This is a genomic window from Parasulfitobacter algicola (assembly GCF_013315265.1).
Taxonomy (GTDB): Bacteria; Pseudomonadota; Alphaproteobacteria; order Rhodobacterales; family Rhodobacteraceae; genus Parasulfitobacter; species Parasulfitobacter algicola.
Window position 1 is genome coordinate 87,584 of sequence record NZ_JABUFE010000009.1, and the last position, 20,033, is coordinate 107,616.

Sequence of the window (20,033 nt, forward strand, 5' to 3'; positions counted from 1 at the left end):
AAACAGACGGAGGCATGGATGACAGAAGACGCACACTCTTCCACTCACCCCCCACTCCCACCCACCACGGAAGAACACCGTTTTTCATGGCTCCGTCTTTTGCGCTCTCGTCGTGTGGGGATCGCGACGTTTTACCGGCTTCTTTCTGAACATGGCACTGCACAGGCTGCACTTGATGCATTGCCAGATGTTGCCAAAGCGGCGGGTGTCGAGAAATACCAGATTTGTCCCGAAGGCGTTATTCACGCAGAGCTAAAGGCCGGTCGTGCCCTTGGCGCGCAACTGCTGTTTCGCGGCGATGCCGCCTATCCCAAAAGCCTGTGTGATATCCATGATGCGCCCCCTTTTGTCTGGGCAATTGGAGACACCAGCCTTTTGAAACGCCCCATGGTCGCAATGGTCGGCGCGCGCAACGCGTCATCCCTGGGCACCAGAATGGCCAGTGCGTTGGCCAAAGAACTGACCGACAATGATATTGTCGTTGTATCGGGTCTGGCACGCGGCATTGATACAGCGGCCCATCACGCTGCATTGGACGGCGGTACTGTTGCCGTTCAAGCCGGCGGTGTCGATGTGATGTATCCGGCGGAAAACACGGAACTGGCCGCGCAAATTGCGAAAAAGGGTCTGCGATTGTCTGAACAGCCGATCGGGCTGCAGCCAACTGCGCGTCATTTTCCAAGCAGAAACCGTATCATATCCGGACTTTCGCAAGCCGTTGTCGTGGTTGAAGCTGCCGCTAAATCCGGCAGCCTTATCACGGCACGCAATGCTTTGGACCAAGGGCGCGACGTCTTTGCTGTTCCAGGTCATCCCTTTGATGCCCGCGCAGCGGGGTGTAACATGCTTATCCGCGACGGCGCTGTCTTGATCCGTAATGCACAGGATGTACTGGAAAATCTTAAGTCTCAAGAACCTGAATTCGATCTGGCCGAACCTTTGCTAGAACAAGCGGCCCCAGTTTTATCTGACGCATCAGAATTACACAGCATCATTTTGTCCCGGCTTAGCCCGTCACCCATCGCCGAAGATCAACTGTTACGCGACATCAACCAAAAGCCTCAAACCATCGCACCAATCCTGCTTGATATGGAACTCAGCGGCCATGTGATGCGGCATCCAGGCGGGTTGTTATCATTGGCCTGCTGATCATCGCAAGCAGCATACCGCCTAGTCCAAATGACACTCTTATAAATGTGTGGATTGACAATCACGACCCCGCCCCCACATCTTGCGCCGCTAAACGCCCCTTTTTGAGTCGCGAGGATTTAGATGCCAGTAGTTGTGGTGGAATCGCCTGCTAAGGCCAAGACAATAAACAAATATCTTGGTAAAGATTACATCGTTTTGGCGTCCTATGGCCATGTGCGAGACCTGCCGCCCAAGGATGGGTCGGTCGACACCGAACATGGGTTCGACATGAAGTGGGAAATCGCAAACGACAGCAAAAAGCATGTCAAAGCGATTGCGGATGCACTGGCAGAAGACGGCGAACTGATCTTGGCCACAGACCCCGATCGCGAAGGGGAGGCGATCAGTTGGCACCTGCAAGAGGCGTTAACCAAACGCAAATCAATCAAAAAGGATACCCCCGTCAGCCGGGTGGTGTTCAACGCCATCACAAAATCTGCTGTGACCGAGGCAATGAAAAACCCCCGTGCCGTGGATATGGAGTTGGTCGAGGCTTATCTGGCTCGACGTGCCTTGGATTATCTGGTGGGTTTCAATCTGTCGCCCGTTTTGTGGCGCAAGCTGCCCGGCGCGAAGTCCGCAGGCCGTGTTCAATCTGTTTGCCTGCGTCTGATCGTTGAGCGCGAGATGGAGATCGAAGTATTTCGCGCACAGGAGTACTGGTCAGTAAAAGCCATGCTGGGCACACCGCGCGGTCAGGATCTTGAGGCACGCCTGACGGTTCTGGGCGGCAAAAAGCTGGATAAATTCGACATTGCCAATGACACAGCGGCAGAACTGGCGGTTCAGGCGGTCAATTCACGCGATCTGATGGTAAAGTCAGTTGAGGCGAAACCGGCCAATCGGAACCCATCCGCGCCCTTTATGACCTCGACCCTTCAACAGGAGGCCAGTCGCAAATTTGGCTTTGGCGCGCGCCAGACAATGAGCACGGCACAAAGGCTCTATGAGGCCGGGCTGATCACCTATATGCGGACCGATGGCATTGATATGGCGCCCGAAGCTGTGATGGCCGCCCGCGACGCAATCAAGGAAAAATACGGCGAAGAGTACCTGCCAAAATCGCCGCGTATGTATAAGAACAAGGCGAAAAACGCGCAGGAAGCACATGAATGTATCCGCCCGACGGACATGATGAAATCTGCGGATAAATTGAAAATCTCGGAACCCGATCAACGCAAACTGTATGACCTGATCTATAAACGTACCATTGCCAGCCAAATGGCGGCAGCCAGGATGGAGCGTACGACTGTTGATATCGCGTCGGCCGATGGTCAGGTTGAATTACGTGCGACGGGTCAGGTCGTGCTGTTTGATGGCTTTATCAAGATCTATGAGGAAGGCCGCGATGATGCGGTGGTTGATGACGATGACAAACGCCTTCCTCAAATCGCGCAGGGAGAACCTCTGGATAAACGATCCATCACGCCCGAGCAACATTTCACCCAGCCCCCACCTCGCTATACCGAAGCAACGCTGGTCAAACGCATGGAAGAACTGGGCATCGGACGCCCTTCGACCTATGCGTCTATCGTGACGACAATTCAGGATCGCGACTATGTTCGCAAAGAAAAAAACCGGCTGATCCCAGAAGACAAAGGGCGGCTGGTTACAGTCTTTCTGTCGAATTATTTTCATAAATACGTGGGCTATGATTTCACCGCCGATCTTGAGGCACAATTAGATGACGTCAGTGCAGGCGAACGCGAATACAAAGACGTTCTGGACAAATTCTGGCGCGATTTTTCAGCGGCGATTGCCGAAACATCCGAACTGCGGATCACGGATGTTCTGGAAAAAATCAACGAGGTTCTGGAACCGCATCTGTTTCCCGCCAATGAAGAAGGCACTGATCCGCGTCTATGCCCAAACTGTGGTGCGGGGCGTTTGTCGATGCGCACGGCACGATCAGGCGGGGCTTTTATCGGATGTTCGAATTATCCCGAATGCCGGTTTACGCGCCCCTTTGGTCCCCCCGGTGCCGAAGGTGATGAAATTGGTCCGGATGGTAAATATCTGGGCGATGATAATGGCGATAAGATCACGCTGCGCAAAGGGCGCTTTGGTCCCTATGTTCAGCGCGGTGATGCGACCGAAGAAGAGCCAAAACCTCCACGGGCATCACTGCCAAAAGGATGGGCGCCAGATGAGATTGATCTTGAAAAAGCGCTGATGCTGTTAAGCCTGCCACGCGAGATCGGGCCACACCCCGAAGATGGCGAGATGATCGAGGCAGGCATCGGGCGCTACGGCCCGTTCGTGAAGCATGGCAAAAAGTACGCCAATATTCCCGAAGTGGATGAAGTTTTTACCATCGGCATGAATCGTGCGGTCGAAGTTTTGGCGTCAAAACCGACGCGCGGCAAGGCTGCGCCCACCACTCCGCTGAAAGAGCTGGGCGAACATCCAGAAAGCGGTGGTCCGGTGAATGTGATGAACGGGCGATATGGGCCATACGTAAAATGGGACAAGATCAACGCGACACTGCCCAAAGGAACTGAACCCGCCGATGTTACAATGGAACTGGCTGTTCAATTGATCGCGGAACGAGCTGCAAAAACTGGCAAGAAGCCAGCGCGCAAAAAAGCAGCCCCGAAAAAGAAACCTGCCGCAAAGAAGAAAAGCTAGGGCATGATCAAAGTTTTTGAAGGGCGATGAATGCGTAAATTTCTTCTGGGCGGCCTGATCCTGATCGGACTTGCGATCGGTATTCTGGCTTGGACTACGCAACCGCCAAAGGTTCCACCGGTTGCGGATATGCCGCCCGCTTTGCCTGAACTGACCACGATGGAGACATTCACAGCATCGACCCTGCTACCCGGCACACCGCAAGATGCCCGCGCTTTTATGCAAGACAAAACTATTCTGGTATTTTTACAGGCAGGAAACGGCATTCCTGCAGTGACCGGTTTTACCGCAATCGATGGTGATTTTCCCGATCAAGGTGCAACACGGCGCGTTGAAATCGAAGGTGGGCATTATGTGGTTGAGCGGGTGTTAAACACCAGCGCCACAGCATTCCAATATCAGGTCTGGAACTATACCAATTTTGCAAAGCTGTTGGTATCGCAATCCGTGGGTCAGTTCACGTTTGAAGCACAGGGGGATCAAACGCTTATGAGCTGGACGTATTATATGGAACCAACGCATCAGCTGACGCGACCGCTTCTTGCAAATTTTCTGGAAACGCGGTTTGGACCTTATATGCAAGCAGGGCTTGACCGTTTTCAAACAGCCTATATGACACAGTAAAAGCGTCCAATCTTTATTGACAGTGATCAATGCGACCGCCAACTATGTCTAAAAACTGCCAAGGGAATAGGAATGAAGAAAATCTATGACACGGCCGAGGCTGCATTAGATGGGCTTTTGCATGACGGCATGTTTATTGCCGCCGGCGGGTTTGGTCTGTGCGGTATTCCCGAATTGCTTTTGCAGGCGATCAAGGACGCTGGCACCAAGAATTTAACCTTCGCATCCAACAACGCGGGCGTGGATGATTTTGGCATTGGCATTTTACTTCAAACCCGACAGGTCAAAAAGATGATCAGCTCATATGTCGGGGAAAACGCGGAATTCATGCGGCAATATCTTTCGGGTGAGCTTGAGTTGGAATTCAACCCCCAAGGCACATTGGCGGAACGCATGCGTGCTGGCGGCTGTGGTATTCCCGGGTTTTATACAAAGACCGGCGTGGGCACGGTCATTGCGGATGGCAAAGAACACAAAGACTTCAACGGCGAAACCTTTATTCTGGAAACCGGCCTGTTTGCTGACCTTTCCATTGTGAAAGCCTGGAAAGCCGATGAAACTGGAAATCTGGTTTTTCGTAAGACCGCACGCAACTTCAACCCGCCCGCAGCCATGTGTGGCAAAATTTGCGTGGCCGAAGTGGAAGAGATCGTTCCGACGGGCAGCCTGGATCCCGATCATATTCATTTACCCGGCATTTACGTGAACCGTCTGATTCAAGGCGCGCACGAAAAACGTATTGAACAACGCACGACACGCGCAGCATAAGGATACTGCAATGGATCATTTAAGTGATAAAAACCGGGCGGCCCGCGTTGAACAACGCGCCTTGGAATATATTCATCGCTCGAAACGCATGATAATGGAAAATTTTGGAACTGAGTCTGGCCCCGAGCACGTCAAAGTCGTTTTGGCCCTAGCCACTGCAATGATCCATCTGGAGTCAGCCGAGATCGGGGCCGTAACCCAAGACCGAATTGCCGAGATCCTGGAAAGTCAGGAAATCTGATCAAAACCATCATAATGAATGGCGATCTGTATAAGCAGTTGTCGCTATTTTCACGAAAAGAGGCATCGCAAAGTGCGAAATCACCTCTGAAGGAGAGCCAGACAATGTGGGATCGCAATCAAATGGCTGCGCGGGCGGCGCAAGAGCTGGAAGATGGTATGTATGTCAACCTTGGCATTGGCATTCCAACGCTGGTTGCGAACTATATTCCTGATGGCGTCGAAGTAACGCTGCAATCAGAAAATGGCATGTTGGGCATGGGTCCTTTTCCAACTGAAGATGAAATCGACCCAGACCTTATCAACGCAGGTAAGCAAACGATCACCGAATTACCCCAAACGGCCTATTTTGACAGCGCACAAAGTTTCGGAATGATCCGCGGCGGCAAGATCGCCATGGCCATTCTTGGTGCCATGGAAGTGGCCGAAAATGGTGATCTGGCAAATTGGATGATCCCCGGCAAACTGGTCAAAGGCATGGGTGGCGCAATGGATCTTGTGGCGGGTGTCGGACGTGTCGTCGTTGTGATGGATCACACCAACAAAGCTGGTGAGTCAAAGCTGTTGAAAGAATGCACTTTGCCCCTGACAGGCAAGGGTGTGGTCGATCGTATCGTGACCAATCTTGGCGTACTTGATGTTGTTGATGGCGGTTTGAAAATTGTCGAACTTGCCCCTGATGTCACACATGACGTGATGGTTTCATCAACCGAAGCTACGATTATCTAGGCCTTATTCATCGAGTGCACTAGAGCATTCCTATCAGATATTTGTTTGAAGTCTCTGATGTGACGCTTTTTGCACAGATGCGTTATTTGCTGAAAAATTTTACCGTAGCCATCCTGCGCATGTTATTTGACTTATCAAGTAAATGCATGAGCATATCCGAATGACCAGTGAATCGGCTGTCAGCCCATCATCTCCTCCATCGCATAAATGGCGCGATATCGTGATTATGGCGGGTATATTTGCTTTGATGATTTTAGGCTTGGCGGGTTTGGCACTGGCAACAGGCTGGGCGGAAACAAAAGCACATTTAATACATCTGACAGGTATGCAGATTTGCATATTACTGGCATTGTCCATGGTAAACTATCTGGCCCGGGCAATACGTTGGCATTTTTTCACGCGGCAAATGAAGATGCCAACCTATTTCTTGCAAAGCATTCGTCATTACATTGGCGGCTTCGCAATGAGCGCCACGCCAGGGCGTGTTGGCGAGTTAATCAGAATGCGTTGGATCAAACGTGAAACCGGTTGGAGCTTTGATAAAATCGCGCCTTTGGTTTTGGTGGATCGCGCGGCAGATCTGGCCGCAATGGCAATCATCCTTGGTATTGCATTATATTTTTCGACAGCAGGCATTGCCGGCGCTGTCCCCGTGGCAAGCTTTGCACTGCTCAGTGCCATTGTATTTACAAGACCTGCCCTTTTGGCAAAGATCGTCACCATAGGGTATCGCAGCACCGGGTTGTTTCCACGCCTTATGGGCAAAGTGCGTCGTGCGTCCAAGTCGCTTGGCTTTTTTTCACATCCAGTCACGTTCAGTATTAGTTCAGGTCTTGGTATCCTTGGCTGGATGGCTGAAGGTTACGCTTTTTATGTGCTTCTGATCTGGCTTGAAAGTGACGTCACCTTTTGGACTGCCATGGCGATCTTTGTATTTTCCACACTGGCAGGTGGCTTAACCGGCGCGCCCGGTGGCGTTGGCGGGGCTGAAGTGGCAATCGTTGCCCTATTGACTTTACAAGGAACCCCAATCGACAGCGCAGTTGCCGCGACTTTGATCATCCGGCTGGTTACGCTTTGGTTTGCAATCGCTCTTGGGTTCGTTGTGTTTCCATTTGCGGAACGTACTACTGCACGCCCCGCTGTGGAACGTCACGAACCTTTGCCTCAATGCGGCCGATTTTCCGAATCCGATCAAGGGGACGCGTCACACAATATTGACCCAAATATCAAGCATTTCTGACCCAGACCGGACCTTCACCACGACTTAGGCCAAAGTCTGCTGTGCGGGACTTTGCTGACATTGCCCTAATGTCTGCTAAGGTGCGGAGAACAGATACTTCGGAGACAACGCAATGGTTCAGGGACTAAGTCATATGACTTTCATTGTGAGCGATCTCGACAAGATGGAAGAGATGCTTACGACAGTCTTGGATGCCAAGAAAATCTATGACAGTGGCGACAAGACCTTCTCGCTATCCAAAGAACGCTTCTTCGATATTGCGGGCATCTGGGTAGCGACGATGGAGGGCGAACCCCTTCCGGAAAAGACCTACAACCATGTCGCCTTCAAAATGGGACAGGACGACTACGACGACAGACTTCAGCGAATAAAGGCGCTCGGTCTGGAGGTACGAGAGGGTCGCTCGCGCGTAGAGGGCGAAGGTCATTCGATCTACTTCTATGATTACGACAACCATATGTTCGAGCTGCACAGCGGCACTCTGGAAGAGCGGCTAAGGCGCTATGCAGAAACGTGAACCGGACGTTCGCTGCACTCTGTCGAACTAGCAGGTTGGGCTCTTTCAGAGAATTCGCCGCGATCTGTGCGAAGGGCCGCTTGGCCGATTATTCTGATTTTGGCTCAGTGTATGACGTGAAGCTCAAAGTTATCTGACGTCTAACACCCGCCTAGCTGCCTTTGCGACGATTTAAAACACATCCGTCTGTGATCAATTGCGGTGGCGTCACGCACAAACCGCGTGCAACTGTCCATGCGGCAAGTACCTTTGGTACATAGGCGCGGGTTTCACTGAATGGTGGTACACCTTCATTTCGGGTAACTGCGTTTTCCCCGGCATTATAGCCCGCCAACGCTAATATCGGATCCGAATCGAATTTTTTGATTAGAAAATCCAGATAAGCAACACCACCCTTTATGTTCTGATCTGCCTTCATACTATCTAATACGCCAAATCTCTCAGCGGTTGCAGGCATAAGTTGCATCAACCCTTCGGCCCCGGCAGTACTGACCGCATCTTCCCGTCCAGCCGATTCGACACTGATCACCGCCAAAACCAGTGCAGGTGACACTTTTGTTCCAATTGTATGCTTTAAAATGTCTTGTCCATGCGCGTCTGCAATTGATTGCAGTCCGCTCAACCGTGGCGTAGGGACATTTTGCCCCGAAGGTGCTTCGCGCAGATGGTTAACTGCAGCTTCCAAACGGTCTGGGCCCATATCCTTAATGTCTGGGGATATCGCGCCCCAGTACCATCCCATCACACCCGAACCAGCCTCTGCTTTTGGGGTTTGTGCTACTGTTTCAGTCGGTGGTGGATCGGCCTTGGGTTCAACCTGAACCGTTATGCGTTGTTTTGTGTCTGCCGTCGGAACTGTCACACGTTTAAATGTGAACTCCGGAAAGGGTTGGGGTTCATCTGCAAAGACTATGGACGACAAAAGAATCGCCCCAGTCGCTAATCCTGCTAATAGCCGCATTTTGCGGATCCTGCCTTTATTATTCTTGTTTCCTAATTACGTAAAATACAGCCTATATAACGAGCTTTATTTCTGAATCGAGAAATTTAAATATGTTGGTTGTGCCATAAACACATCGCCAAACACATTGAAATTCGGAAATTTTCTATATTTTATACATACAAAACAAATACTTATGATGTTTTTTTTATAATTTTACATTTTCTTATATATTGCGCCACGATTGCCCAACTCTTGCCCCATTCGGCTGGCTATATCTGGCTATCCGACGCGGGCTTGGTCTTTAAGAGGCTGACCTACATGGCCACGCCGGGGGATAACTGAGCGATATGTAACGGAGAAATGATATGAACTTCCTTAACCTTCTGAAAAACTTCCGCGATGACGAATCTGGTGCTGTAACTGTTGACTGGGTTGTACTGGCTGCTGCCATCGTACTTCTGGGTTCTGTTGTACTGGCGGCCATTCGTACAGCGACTGGAACACTTGCCCAAAACATTGCAACTGCAATCGGCAAAGTTAACGTTGAATAAGTATAATTTTTATACTTTTGAAATGTTTAAAAGCCACGCTTTGCGTGGCTTTTTTTATTTTATAAAACAAAGTATTAATCGGCAATATTTTGCCACTTTTCAATCAAAAAAATGACTTACAAAGACTTCAAAAGTAATTTCAATAGGAGTGTCTGACATGCGCAAATTATTCAAAGAATTCCGTAAATCGGAAGATGGTGCCATTACGGTTGACTGGGTTGTTTTGACAGCAACAGTTGTTTTCTTTGTTTTAACGCTTGTTTTAGGTACAATTGGCGATGCCGTTGGCGGAGTTGCAAACTCTATCGCAACTTACATGAACGGCCTTATGTAAGAATCTTGCAACGCCCACCAGTTTTCTTAAGAGATCGCATTTAATGAATGCTATGGCGTAACGTTATGGCTTTACGGTCCTTCCCATCTGATATGTTTTGTCTATAATTAAGACGGCCACACTCACTAAGGGGAATATGATGCGTTTGGTTTTCGGTTTGGTTCTGTTGTTAGGCGTTGGCCTTGCAGGATTTGCTGTGTTTATGGTGCAAGATTATTTTGCGCAACAAGAAGCCCAATTGGCCAAAGAGCGCGAGGCGAGGGCACAAATTGTACCCACGACTGATGTGTATATAACAGCACGTGCAATCAGGTATGGTGAACGTCTCACCAAAGAAGATGTGACGCTTGTTCGCTGGCCAGTTGAGGGCGTACCAGAAGGTTCTTTTCAAACCGAAGAATCGCTGTTTCCAAACGATGCCGATCAGAACAGATTTGTTTTGCGTGCTTTGGAAAAAGGTGAAGCACTGATGAATGTTAAAGTATCCGAGCCTGGTGCTGACGCAGGTATCCGGTCTAGAATTTCATCAGGTATGCGCGCATTCACTGTCAGGGTTGATGTATCAAGTGGTGTGTCAGGCTTGTTACGTCCAGGGGATCGCGTTGATGTGACTTGGACAGGTAGTCCAGGTAATTCAGGCACTCAAATTACACAACTTATCGAAACTGGTTTGGAAATTATTGCAATCGACCAATCTGCTGATCCGGATTTCGAAGGGACAGCAATCGCTCGAACAATTACTGTTGAGGCAACTCCAAACCAAGTTTCGCGTTTGGAAACAGCTCAAAACTCTGGGCGGTTAACATTGTCTTTGATCGGACTTGATGAAGTTGGATCTCCAATTACTTCATCCAGCAATCAAACACCAACGACATTGGGTGATGTATTGGGAATTCAACAAGAAATCATCATTCAGGAAGAAGAAGAAAAAGAGTGCTTTAACACCGTTACACGTGGTGGCGTAAGGGAACGCATCCAGATTCCATGCACTAACTAAATTTTGTTGTCCTGAAAAACAATTCAAAATCAAAAAACGCACCACTTCATATAGTGGTGCGTTTTTTTATTTGCACAACAAATGTCACGTTGTTGCGCAAGAATCACATAAACAACACCCTGCAACGTATTGATTCTTGCAATGAATCTTGAAATCGCGCAGTTTATCCATAATCGCAGGCGCTAGACCTGCTTAACTGGGCGTGATCGGAGAGGCAGGTCACTATGAAATACACAAACGCTATTAAGGCGGCTCTTTTGGGGTTCGCTGTAACTGTTGCAACCATTCCGACAGGAGTGAATGCAGAAACACTGCGCATTATGCGTGGTGCTCCATCGAGCGCATTGAATGTGCCGATGAACCGGGCTGTGGTCGTCGAAAGCGATGTACCATTTGCCGAACTCAGCATTGCCAATCCTGGGATTGCTGACATTTCAACCTTGTCAGATCGCACGATCTATGTGTTGGGTAAAGAGCCAGGTCGTACAACACTGACCCTCCTGGGTGGCGATGGTCGTTTGATTTCAAACATCGACGTCCACGTTGCACCTGATATCGGTGAATTCAAAGAACGTCTTCGTCAGATTCTTCCTGGTGAGAACATCGAAGTGCGGACAGCAAATGATGGTATCGTGCTGTCTGGAACTGTATCCAGTATCGCACGTCTTGATCGCGCTTTGGACTTGGCAAACCGCTATGCACCTGACCGCGTTTCCAACCTGATGATGGTTGGCGGCACACAACAGGTGATGTTGAAAGTGCGTTTTGCTGAAATGCAACGGACAGCGTCTAAGGCGCTTGGTTCGCGACTAAACATTTTTGGCGGTGGCCTCGAAGGCTTTGGAGTTAATGGTGTTGGCGATTTAGTGCCAAGAGTGGATCCTGATTCTGTAGATAACCGCGGTGTTTTAGGTGGAGGCGCTATCCAGGAAGCTACAAGTAGCGTAGGCTTGACGTTTGGTATTGGTGACTACGAAGTCGCTTGGATATTGGAAGCGCTTGAGCAAAAAGGTCTTGTCAGAACACTGGCTGAACCTAACCTAGTTGCATTATCGGGTCAGGAAGCAACATTCTTGGCAGGTGGTGAATATCCTGTCGCTGTTGCCCAAGATGATGAAACAATCACTGTTGAATTCAAGCCGTTTGGTGTTGAATTAAACTTTATTCCACGTGTGGTCGATGGTGATACGATCAACCTTAGTTTGGAAGCTGCGGTAAGTTCGATTGATCCTTCGGTTAGTTTTCGTGCTGATGTCGATGGGATTGAAATCTTTGGCTTCCGCAGACGTGAAACATCCACAACAGTCGAAATGCGTGATGGTGAAAGCTTTGCGATTGCTGGTTTGTTGGAGGATGATTTTTCTAATACGGCAACGCAGACACCTTGGTTGGGCGATGTGCCGATCTTGGGTTCATTGTTCCGCAGTGCATCTTTCGAACGCGGTCAGTCTGAACTGGTCATCATCATCACACCGCATCTTGTCACACCAACACGCGGCGAAGCACTTGCATTGCCAACAGATCGGGTCACACTGCCAACTGAAGGTGAATTCTTCATCAATGGTCGTATGCAAGGTCGTCTTCGTGGTAGTGCAGAAGCAGAAGTAGCAAAGCAGGACTTCAATGGGTCCTACGGCTACGTAATGGACTAAGGGGCATGAAAGCTATGAAAAAATCACTTCTTATCATGGGCCTCTTTGCCCTTGCGGCTTGCGAATCCGGCTCTGGCCCCGCAAGTCTGGCACAAGAAACAGGCGCTCAGGTTGACCAAGGTAACTTTGGCAACGCCACGATGAACAACACGCTTGTTCAGAATGGGGAACGCTCGGCAACAATCAACCTGACCAACCGTTTCGCAAGTGAGGTTGATCCATCTGTAACCTTCGCATTTAACAGTGCGGCTCTTGATGATGCGGCACGTCAAACGCTGCGCCAGCAAGCGACATGGATTCAGCAGTTCCCAGAGGTGCGGTTCCGTGTATATGGCCACACCGATCTGGTTGGATCAGATCAATATAACCAGACACTTGGTCGTCGTCGTGCAGAAGCTGCTGTCAATTATCTTGTAAGCCAAGGTGTTGATCGTCGCAGACTGGAAGCACTGGTATCGTTTGGAGAAACACGTCCTGTCGTATCAACGCAGGATCGTGAGCGCCGCAATCGCCGCACAGTAACAGAGGTTGCAGGTTTCGTGAAAAACCACCCTGCTCTTCTGAATGGTAAGTACGCTGAAGTTATCTTCAGAGAGTATATTGATCCAGGCGCAAGCTATCCGACCGAACTTCAGACCATTGCAGGGTCCGAAGTGCAGGCTGGTCAGTAAACAAACAGTTCCGAGAAACCGCATAATCGCGGTTTTTTGGCCCCAATGTTGCCAAAGTCTGACAACATGTTCGAAATTAGGGGAAAAGCGCCAGGAAAACCCTGGCGCTTTTTGTATTGGGCAGGCTTATACTCATAAAGATGTATATTGTTGATAACGAGTCGGCCCGCAGACTGGGGAATGTATAAGGATGAAAAGCGATGAGTAGCGCTATGGTGCAATCAGATGAGGCACAGATCACGGCCTGTACGATATGTCGTGACATCCAGAATTTTGATTTGCTTATTGATGACATGGAAGGTGCATTAGGCGAAAGCTGGGGCGACCTGGGGTTTAATGATGCCATGTCTTTCTTTAAGCAGCCGGACGCATCGCAGCTGGAATTTGTTGCGATCGCCGTTGATGCCGAAGACGAAGAAGACCTGACACTGATCGAAGAGATCGTAAAGGGTGCCAAGGACAGCAACATCAAGGTTATTTTGATCGCTGATGAAGTTAGCCCTGCGGCCCTGCACCGTCTTCTGCAGACCGGGGCTGACAGTTTTGTGCCCTATCCGCTGCCTGATGGCGAACTTCACGCCGCAATCGAACGTATTCGCATACCCGAGCCCGAGATAACGGGTGGTGGTGAAGGCCAGGTTGCACAAAAGTTCCTCGGCAGCAAAAATGGCGTTGTTCTACCCGTGCATGGACTTGCTGGCGGATCAGGCGCAACAACATTTGCGGTAAATCTAGCTTGGGAATTGGCAAACGTTTATAAGAAAGATAATCCGACAGTGTGTGTTTTGGATTTCGAACTTCAGTTTGGAAACACAGCAACTTATCTTGATCTAGCACGTCGCGAAGCTGTTTACGAATTATTGGTTGATACCGAAAATATGGATCGTGAGAGCTTTTTGCAGGCGTTGCAGCCGTTTAAAGACAAGGTTCATGTACTAACTGCACCGACTGACATCTTACCTTTGGATCTCATCGGTCCCGAGGATGTTTTGCGTATTCTGGCAATGGCCAAAGCCAACTTTGATTATGTGATTGTTGACATGCCGTCAACATTGGTTGCCTGGACGGAAACGGTACTGAACGAAGCGCAGGTTTACTTTACTCTGTTCGAAATGGATATGCGCTCTGCCCAAAATGCGATCAGAATGATCAAAGCTTTAAAAGCGGAAGAGCTTCCGTACGACAGATTGCGTTTTGTCGTTAACCGCGCCCCAAAATTTACTGACATGCAGGGCAAGGCGCGCGTAAAACGTATGGGCGAAACACTTGATATCAAAATCGAAGTACAGCTGCCTGATGGCGGCAAACAAGTCATGGAATCTGGGGATCATGGCGAACCGCTGGCTGAAACAGCTGGTAAAAATCCCCTTCGTAAAGAAATTCAGAAACTCGCAGCGTCGCTTCATGAATTGAATGTCGAAGCCGCTGCTCAAGAGTCTCTATGATTTTATGAAAAGGGTGCTGACACATGTTTTCACGCTATAAAAAGCCAAACGGATCGAAACCAGAAGCTGGTTCAGAAGCCGCAACTGTTAAACCTGTTGATGCAAATGCATCAGCAAAGCAAGTCACTGCCGTAAAGCCTTCAAAGATGAAACCCCAAAAGGTTTCAGCACAGGCCGCGCCTATGGATAAAGAAAAAAAGCGGAAAGAACGCCTGGGCGAAATCAAACTTCAGCTTCATACAGAACTTCTGGATAACCTGAACCTTTCGGCCCTTGAAAATGCGTCTGAAAGTGACCTTCGCGCTGAGATCAACGAAATCGCGACAGAAGCATTAAATAATATGAACGTGGTTTTGAACCGCGAAGAACGTTCTATTTTGAACCAGGATCTGTATGACGAAGTGACAGGTCTTGGGCCGCTTGAGCCGCTTTTGAAAGACGAAGACGTCAATGATATTCTGGTAAACGGACCACAGCAGATCTTCATAGAGCGTGCTGGTAAACTGATGTTGAGTGACATTACCTTTAAAGATGAACGTCACCTGCTGCGGATTATCGATAAGATCGTGTCTGCGGTTGGACGTCGTGTTGATGAATCCAACCCTTATGTCGATGCGCGCTTGGCCGATGGGTCGCGTTTTAACGCCATGGTTCCGCCCATTGCAGTGGATGGATCACTGGTATCAATTCGTAAGTTCAAAAAAGAAAAGCTAAGTATCGATAAACTGGTCGAATTCGGTGCCTTTACCGATGAAATGGCCGCCTATCTTCAAGCAGCAGTGTCGACACGTCTGAACGTGATCGTATCGGGTGGTACGGGTTCTGGTAAAACGACCACTCTGAACGCGCTTTCATCGTTTATTGATGATGCCGAGCGCATTCTGACGATCGAGGATACAGCGGAACTTCAGCTTCAACAGACACACGTGGGTCGGATGGAAAGCCGCCCGCCAAACGTTGAAGGAAAGGGGGCCGTTTCGCAACGCGACTGTTTGAAAAACGCCCTTCGGATGCGACCTGATCGGATTATCGTGGGTGAGACGCGTGGCGAAGAAGTCATCGACATGCTTCAGGCGATGAACACGGGCCATGACGGCTCAATGACAACCATCCACGCCAACTCAGCACGTGATGCTGTGTCTCGTTTGGAAAACATGATTGCGATGGCCGGCATCGAAATGCCGATCAAAGCGGTCCGAAGCCAAATCGGTAGTGCTGTGAACCTGGTCGTTCAGGCCAGCCGTTTGCAAGATGGTTCGCGTCGCATGACATCCATCACGGAAATAACCGGGATGGAAGGTGATGTTCTGTCCATGCAGGAAATTTTCAAATTCCAGCGTGTCGGCCTTAGCCCCGACAACAAAATTATCGGCCACTTCACTGCAACAGGTGTGCGGTCCCACTTTTCGGAACGTTTCCGCCTGTGGGGATACGATTTGCCGGCATCTGTCTTTGAACCTATGGCCGCGGAGTAAATATTATGAGTTTTGATCCCGCAATTCTAATCTATGGTATCATCTTTATTGGTGTTTTGCTGCTTGTCGAAGGTCTTTACCTTGTCATGTTTGGCAAGTCGATCAGCTTGAATTCCAAAGTGAACCGTCGCCTCGAAATGCTTGAAAAGGGTGTGGCGCGCGAACAAGTTCTGGAACAGCTTCGCAAAGAGATGAGCCAGCACATGAAATCGCGGTCCATTCCGTTGTATTCCATGCTGGCCGACCGCGCACAAAAGGCAAATATTGCTTTTACTCCTGGCCAATTGGTCATGATCATGGTCGCAGTATCTGTCTTTGCCTTTATCGCAATGACTTTTGGTACGGGCGCTGGTCTTCTGGTCCGCGTATTTGTATCGATCTTCATGGGTGTTGTCGGTGTTTTCATGTGGGTGAATAGCAAAGCCAAGAAACGCATGGGAATGATCGAAGAGCAATTGCCTGATGCTGTTGAACTGATGGTCCGAAGCCTGCGTGTTGGCCACCCGTTTTCAAGTGCAGTTAATATCGTTGCAAAAGAGGTGAAAGATCCACTTGGCACGGAAATGGGCGTTATTGCAGATGAATTTGCTTATGGTCGCGATGTTGGCGAATCCCTCAAGGCAATGGCCGAACGGATGGATAACCAAGATATGCGCTTTTTGGCTGTTGCCGTAACAATCCAACAAACGTCCGGTGGTAACTTAGCCGAAATTTTGCATGGTCTGGCATTGGTGATCCGATCTCGCTTTCGTTTGTTTCGCAGGGTCAAAGCAATCACGGCTGAGGCAAAATGGTCAGGTGTTTTCCTGTCCAGTTTCCCTGTTGTCGTGATGGTATTGATGAACCTCGTACGTCCGGATTATTATGACGAAGTCCGTGAAACAGCGGTATTTGTTCCAGCGTGTCTGGTTGTTGCAGGCTTTTTGATTGCGAACATCTTCGTTATGCGCGCACTCGTCAACATCAAGGTATAAGGAGCAACTGAAATGGAATTCCTGACCCAAATTAACGATATGCTGACTGATAGATTTGGTCCTCTTGGCCCCTTGCTTGCTGTCGGTGTGCTTGGCTTTTTGTTGATACTTCTGACGCTTCCGATTTTTTTGAAAAAGCAAAAAGATCCATTAGCACGTCTGAAAGAAGCCAATAAAGACAACACTCCAAAAGAGAAAAAACAGTCACTTCGTCTTGGCGGTAAGTTCGCTACCCTGAATAAATATTCCAATTTCCTTGAGCCGGAAAACGAAGAAGAATATTCCGCAACACGCCTTAAATTATTGCAAGCCGGATATCGTGGGAAAGACGCCGTACGGACGTTTCACTTTGCCTCATTTGCACTTGGTATCGGCCTATTGGCTTTTGGTGCGCTTTTGGCATTGGTTCGAATTGCAACGACGGATGGCATTTCAACAACTTCGCTGTTGTTGACCGTATTTATCCCGGGCTTAATTGGATACATGCTACCAAAATATTGGGTAACGCGTCGAAAACAGGCGCGTCAGGATGAAATTATTAACGGCTTTCCTGATGCACTTGACATGATGCTTGTTTGTGTTGAGGCGGGTCAATCGCTTGATCAATCTATCATTCGTGTTTCCGGAGAAATCAAAGCAGGGTACCCTGCTTTGTCCGAGGAGTTTGAAACTGTCGCACAGGAAATGAAGGCCGGTAAAGAAAAATCTAACGTCCTCAGAGATATGTCAGAACGTGCCGATGTACAGGATGTTTCTAGCTTCGTGACGGTTTTGATTCAATCGGCTCAATTTGGTACATCCATTGCAGACGCGTTGCGAGTATACGCAAGCGAAATGCGGGACAAGCGCGTGATGCGTGCAGAAGAAAAAGCAAACAAATTGCCAACAAAAATGACATTGGCAACAATGATGCTGACGGTTCCACCACTTCTGATTATTTTGATTGGACCGTCGATTTATAGTATCTACAACACAATGATGAATATGACTGTGAACTGAATGAAAATTCGGGCTTCTATCATAGCCACAATGTGCATGTATTTTTTGGCCGCCTGTAACCCAGGTGGCCAAGATACATCTAGGGACAGTCCTTTTGCACCCCAAGGTATTGCTCGTGGAAAATCTGTGGATGGACTGACTGTTGGTCATCGCTTAATGGCCAACGGCCAATACGAGTTGGCGCTCAAATCCTATACCAGGTCAATTGGTGATCAGGGTATGTCAGTGGATGTTTTAAGTGCACTTGGATCTGCCAATCTGCGCTTGGGGCGTCTTGGTCAAGCCGAACGATTGCTGCGTCGCGCTATTGAAGAAGACGAAACTTTCGTGCCCGCATGGAACAATTTGGGTGTCGTCATGTACGAAAGAGGCGTTTATAGCGAAGCAGCTCGTATTTTTAAGCGCGCATTTGCATTAGATAGCGGAAATAGCAACGAAATTCGCGATAATTTGCGGTTGGCACTCGCAAAAGTCGAAAATCCAGCGTATGATGAACAAGAAGAAAAAATACAATTGGTGCGTCGGGGCACAGGAGACTATCTGATCCTGGCGACACCATGACGAGGTGAAGCAGTAAAAGGACGCAGAAAAATGCGCCAACAGGTACTTTTTAGCATCTGCTTAACAGCAGTAATTGGACTCGCGGCCTGCGAAAAAAAGGGCGGCGAGGCAGAGGTTGAACGTGCGTTGAAAGACTTGAATGTCATCGACGAAAGCAACCTTAACAACGTAATGGCAACCGCCGCTGATCCAAATGAGGCAGTGTCATATTTTCGCCGGGCCACAACAAATGACCCTGATCGCATTGATCTACAACGCGGACTTGCGCAATCTCTGGTACGCGCAAAACGCCCAACCGAAGCTGTAACCGCTTGGGCTAAAGTCGTTGATCATAAAGAATCAGTTCCTAATGACCGTGTTGAACTGGCGGATGCGTTGATCCGTACAGGACAATGGGATCGCGCCGAAAGCGTATTGGACAGCGTGCCCCCCACCCACGAAACCTTCAAGCGTTACAGGCTTGAAGCAATGGTTGCGGACAGCAATCAGGAGTGGGATAAATCTGACAGCTTTTACGAAACCGCTCTTGGTCTGACCACGCGACCATCTGGTGTGTTGAATAACTGGGGTTATTCCAAAATGTCACGCGGCGATCACAAGGGTGCGGAAAGCCTGTTTATTCAAGCCATTCAGGATAATCCGAAGCTGTTCACAGCAAAAAACAATCTGATCTTGGCACGTGGTGCACAGCGCAGATACGATCTTCCTTTGATCAAAATGACTCAGATTGAACGGGCTCAACTTCTGCATACACTTGCATTGACCGCAATAAAACAAGGCGATGTGAATGTGGGTAAAGGTCTTCTGCAAGAAGCCATCGACACCCACCCACAGCACTTTGAAGCTGCTGTGATAAGTTTACGCGCACTCCAAAATGGCGTATCAAACTGATAAAGATGGCCGAGATAATCGGCCATTTCTAACAGAAGGCAGGAATACATATGGACTTAGCCGCAAATTCGGCGTTGTGGTTTCTGCCTTTCGTCATCCCTATTGCATTATACACAGCATTTTCTGATCTTCGGACGATGAAAATTCCCAACTATGCTGTCATAGCATTGGTGGTGGTGTACGTCGTTGTTGGTCCTATCGCGCTGCCACTAGCAGATTACCTTTGGGGCTATGCGGCCTTGGTTATCGTGCTGTTGTTTGGGTTCATATTATCTCTCGCGCGGGCCATTGGCGCTGGGGATGCCAAATTCATCGCCGCTGCCGCACCCTTTATTGCGTTTGGGGATATCCTTGTCATCTTAACGATCTTGACCGCAAATCTGCTTGGAACATTTGCCACCCATCGCATCGTCAAATATACCCCCCCCTTGCGAAATATGGCTGCAGATTGGAAAAGTTGGAACACGGGCGCAAAATTTCCGATGGGGTTCGCGCTTGCCTCAAGCCTTGTGTTTTATTTATCGCTTGCGATTGTTTTCGGACGATAGATTTACAGGCAAAAAAGCAACAGATTGTTTCCTGCATTCATAATTTAGTCAA

21 protein-coding genes are annotated in these 20,033 nt (G+C 49.1%); 20 read left to right on the forward strand and 1 reads right to left on the reverse strand.

The annotated features are described in order from the left end of the window. The first annotated feature begins 18 nt into the window (after positions 1–18). From dprA to fosX, 8 genes are all read left to right on the forward strand, one after another. Positions 19–1,149 carry a DNA-processing protein DprA gene (gene dprA, locus HRQ87_RS14395; RefSeq protein WP_174139140.1) on the forward strand — a complete coding sequence of 377 codons (1,131 nt, stop codon included), beginning with the start codon at positions 19–21 and terminating at the stop codon, positions 1,147–1,149. Between the two features lie 123 nt (positions 1,150–1,272). Further along, positions 1,273–3,819: a type I DNA topoisomerase gene (gene topA, locus HRQ87_RS14400; RefSeq protein WP_174139141.1), complete on the forward strand. Its 2,547-nt coding sequence runs from the start codon at positions 1,273–1,275 to the stop codon at positions 3,817–3,819. Between the two features lie 30 nt (positions 3,820–3,849). Then, complete coding sequence (locus tag HRQ87_RS14405) at positions 3,850–4,443, forward strand: SRPBCC family protein (RefSeq protein ID WP_174139142.1); 594 nt, start codon at positions 3,850–3,852, stop codon at positions 4,441–4,443. Between the two features lie 72 nt (positions 4,444–4,515). Beyond that, complete coding sequence (locus tag HRQ87_RS14410) at positions 4,516–5,211, forward strand: CoA transferase subunit A (RefSeq protein ID WP_174139143.1); 696 nt, start codon at positions 4,516–4,518, stop codon at positions 5,209–5,211. 10 nt (positions 5,212–5,221) lie between these two features. Beyond that, positions 5,222–5,452, forward strand: a complete 231-nt coding sequence (locus HRQ87_RS14415; RefSeq protein WP_174139144.1) for a hypothetical protein — start codon at positions 5,222–5,224, stop codon at positions 5,450–5,452. 104 nt (positions 5,453–5,556) lie between these two features. Beyond that, the gene (locus HRQ87_RS14420; protein ID WP_174139145.1) at positions 5,557–6,180 is read left to right on the forward strand and encodes a 3-oxoacid CoA-transferase subunit B; all 624 of its coding nucleotides are present in this window, start codon (positions 5,557–5,559) and stop codon (positions 6,178–6,180) included. 160 nt (positions 6,181–6,340) lie between these two features. Next, positions 6,341–7,423, forward strand: coding sequence for a lysylphosphatidylglycerol synthase transmembrane domain-containing protein (locus tag HRQ87_RS14425; RefSeq protein ID WP_174139146.1), 1,083 nt, complete (start codon positions 6,341–6,343; stop codon positions 7,421–7,423). A 112-nt stretch (positions 7,424–7,535) separates the two neighbouring features. Then, a complete protein-coding gene (fosX, locus tag HRQ87_RS14430) occupies positions 7,536–7,940 on the forward strand; it encodes a FosX/FosE/FosI family fosfomycin resistance hydrolase (protein WP_174139147.1) in 405 nt (134 codons plus the stop codon). Between the two features lie 151 nt (positions 7,941–8,091). Here fosX and HRQ87_RS14435 read toward each other — a convergent pair whose 3' ends face one another. Beyond that, entirely contained in the window at positions 8,092–8,901 is an 810-nt protein-coding gene (locus HRQ87_RS14435) for a lytic transglycosylase domain-containing protein (RefSeq protein ID WP_174139148.1), read from the reverse strand. A 347-nt stretch (positions 8,902–9,248) separates the two neighbouring features. Here HRQ87_RS14435 and HRQ87_RS14440 point away from each other — a divergent pair, with 347 nt between their 5' ends. The 12 genes from HRQ87_RS14440 (at position 9,249) to HRQ87_RS14495 (ending at position 19,981) form a co-directional block, all read left to right on the forward strand. Next, positions 9,249–9,434, forward strand: coding sequence for a Flp family type IVb pilin (locus HRQ87_RS14440; RefSeq protein WP_174139149.1), 186 nt, complete (start codon positions 9,249–9,251; stop codon positions 9,432–9,434). Positions 9,435–9,591: 157 nt separating this feature from the next. Next, positions 9,592–9,768 (forward strand): hypothetical protein, encoded by a 177-nt coding sequence (locus tag HRQ87_RS14445; protein WP_174139150.1) that lies wholly within the window; start codon positions 9,592–9,594, stop codon positions 9,766–9,768. A 139-nt stretch (positions 9,769–9,907) separates the two neighbouring features. Continuing rightward, the gene (cpaB, locus tag HRQ87_RS14450; RefSeq protein ID WP_174139151.1) at positions 9,908–10,765 is read left to right on the forward strand and encodes a Flp pilus assembly protein CpaB; all 858 of its coding nucleotides are present in this window, start codon (positions 9,908–9,910) and stop codon (positions 10,763–10,765) included. A gap of 224 nt (positions 10,766–10,989) precedes the next feature. Next, the gene (locus HRQ87_RS14455; RefSeq protein ID WP_174139152.1) at positions 10,990–12,417 is read left to right on the forward strand and encodes a type II and III secretion system protein family protein; all 1,428 of its coding nucleotides are present in this window, start codon (positions 10,990–10,992) and stop codon (positions 12,415–12,417) included. 14 nt (positions 12,418–12,431) lie between these two features. Then, the gene (locus HRQ87_RS14460; RefSeq protein ID WP_174139153.1) at positions 12,432–13,088 is read left to right on the forward strand and encodes an OmpA family protein; all 657 of its coding nucleotides are present in this window, start codon (positions 12,432–12,434) and stop codon (positions 13,086–13,088) included. 200 nt (positions 13,089–13,288) lie between these two features. Further along, positions 13,289–14,533, forward strand: coding sequence for a CpaE/TadZ family protein (locus HRQ87_RS14465; RefSeq protein ID WP_174139154.1), 1,245 nt, complete (start codon positions 13,289–13,291; stop codon positions 14,531–14,533). A 23-nt stretch (positions 14,534–14,556) separates the two neighbouring features. Further along, a complete protein-coding gene (locus HRQ87_RS14470) occupies positions 14,557–16,008 on the forward strand; it encodes a TadA family conjugal transfer-associated ATPase (protein ID WP_174139155.1) in 1,452 nt (483 codons plus the stop codon). A 5-nt stretch (positions 16,009–16,013) separates the two neighbouring features. Further along, positions 16,014–16,982 (forward strand): type II secretion system F family protein, encoded by a 969-nt coding sequence (locus HRQ87_RS14475; protein WP_174139156.1) that lies wholly within the window; start codon positions 16,014–16,016, stop codon positions 16,980–16,982. 12 nt (positions 16,983–16,994) lie between these two features. After that, positions 16,995–17,981: a type II secretion system F family protein gene (locus tag HRQ87_RS14480; protein ID WP_174139157.1), complete on the forward strand. Its 987-nt coding sequence runs from the start codon at positions 16,995–16,997 to the stop codon at positions 17,979–17,981. Continuing rightward, positions 17,982–18,542, forward strand: coding sequence for a tetratricopeptide repeat protein (locus HRQ87_RS14485; RefSeq protein ID WP_174139158.1), 561 nt, complete (start codon positions 17,982–17,984; stop codon positions 18,540–18,542). Positions 18,543–18,572: 30 nt separating this feature from the next. Beyond that, on the forward strand, positions 18,573–19,433 hold the full coding sequence (locus tag HRQ87_RS14490; RefSeq protein WP_174139159.1) for a tetratricopeptide repeat protein: 861 nt from the start codon (positions 18,573–18,575) through the stop codon (positions 19,431–19,433). Between the two features lie 50 nt (positions 19,434–19,483). Continuing rightward, positions 19,484–19,981 carry a prepilin peptidase gene (locus tag HRQ87_RS14495; RefSeq protein WP_174139160.1) on the forward strand — a complete coding sequence of 166 codons (498 nt, stop codon included), beginning with the start codon at positions 19,484–19,486 and terminating at the stop codon, positions 19,979–19,981. Positions 19,982–20,033 lie beyond the last annotated feature (52 nt).

Excerpts from the sequence above, each read along its gene's own strand:
- dprA (WP_174139140.1), top strand. The coding sequence starts at position 19 with ATGACAGAAGACGCACACTCTTCCACTCACCCCCCACTCCCACCCACC.
- topA (WP_174139141.1), top strand. The coding sequence starts at position 1,273 with ATGCCAGTAGTTGTGGTGGAATCGCCTGCTAAGGCCAAGACAATAAAC.
- HRQ87_RS14405 (WP_174139142.1), top strand. The coding sequence starts at position 3,850 with ATGCGTAAATTTCTTCTGGGCGGCCTGATCCTGATCGGACTTGCGATC.
- HRQ87_RS14410 (WP_174139143.1), top strand. The coding sequence starts at position 4,516 with ATGAAGAAAATCTATGACACGGCCGAGGCTGCATTAGATGGGCTTTTG.
- HRQ87_RS14415 (WP_174139144.1), top strand. The coding sequence starts at position 5,222 with ATGGATCATTTAAGTGATAAAAACCGGGCGGCCCGCGTTGAACAACGC.
- HRQ87_RS14420 (WP_174139145.1), top strand. The coding sequence starts at position 5,557 with ATGTGGGATCGCAATCAAATGGCTGCGCGGGCGGCGCAAGAGCTGGAA.
- HRQ87_RS14425 (WP_174139146.1), top strand. The coding sequence starts at position 6,341 with ATGACCAGTGAATCGGCTGTCAGCCCATCATCTCCTCCATCGCATAAA.
- fosX (WP_174139147.1), top strand. The coding sequence starts at position 7,536 with ATGGTTCAGGGACTAAGTCATATGACTTTCATTGTGAGCGATCTCGAC.
- HRQ87_RS14435 (WP_174139148.1), bottom strand. The coding sequence starts at position 8,901 with ATGCGGCTATTAGCAGGATTAGCGACTGGGGCGATTCTTTTGTCGTCC.
- HRQ87_RS14440 (WP_174139149.1), top strand. The coding sequence starts at position 9,249 with ATGAACTTCCTTAACCTTCTGAAAAACTTCCGCGATGACGAATCTGGT.
- HRQ87_RS14445 (WP_174139150.1), top strand. The coding sequence starts at position 9,592 with ATGCGCAAATTATTCAAAGAATTCCGTAAATCGGAAGATGGTGCCATT.
- cpaB (WP_174139151.1), top strand. The coding sequence starts at position 9,908 with ATGCGTTTGGTTTTCGGTTTGGTTCTGTTGTTAGGCGTTGGCCTTGCA.
- HRQ87_RS14455 (WP_174139152.1), top strand. The coding sequence starts at position 10,990 with ATGAAATACACAAACGCTATTAAGGCGGCTCTTTTGGGGTTCGCTGTA.
- HRQ87_RS14460 (WP_174139153.1), top strand. The coding sequence starts at position 12,432 with ATGAAAAAATCACTTCTTATCATGGGCCTCTTTGCCCTTGCGGCTTGC.
- HRQ87_RS14465 (WP_174139154.1), top strand. The coding sequence starts at position 13,289 with ATGAGTAGCGCTATGGTGCAATCAGATGAGGCACAGATCACGGCCTGT.
- HRQ87_RS14470 (WP_174139155.1), top strand. The coding sequence starts at position 14,557 with ATGTTTTCACGCTATAAAAAGCCAAACGGATCGAAACCAGAAGCTGGT.
- HRQ87_RS14475 (WP_174139156.1), top strand. The coding sequence starts at position 16,014 with ATGAGTTTTGATCCCGCAATTCTAATCTATGGTATCATCTTTATTGGT.
- HRQ87_RS14480 (WP_174139157.1), top strand. The coding sequence starts at position 16,995 with ATGGAATTCCTGACCCAAATTAACGATATGCTGACTGATAGATTTGGT.
- HRQ87_RS14485 (WP_174139158.1), top strand. The coding sequence starts at position 17,982 with ATGAAAATTCGGGCTTCTATCATAGCCACAATGTGCATGTATTTTTTG.
- HRQ87_RS14490 (WP_174139159.1), top strand. The coding sequence starts at position 18,573 with ATGCGCCAACAGGTACTTTTTAGCATCTGCTTAACAGCAGTAATTGGA.
- HRQ87_RS14495 (WP_174139160.1), top strand. The coding sequence starts at position 19,484 with ATGGACTTAGCCGCAAATTCGGCGTTGTGGTTTCTGCCTTTCGTCATC.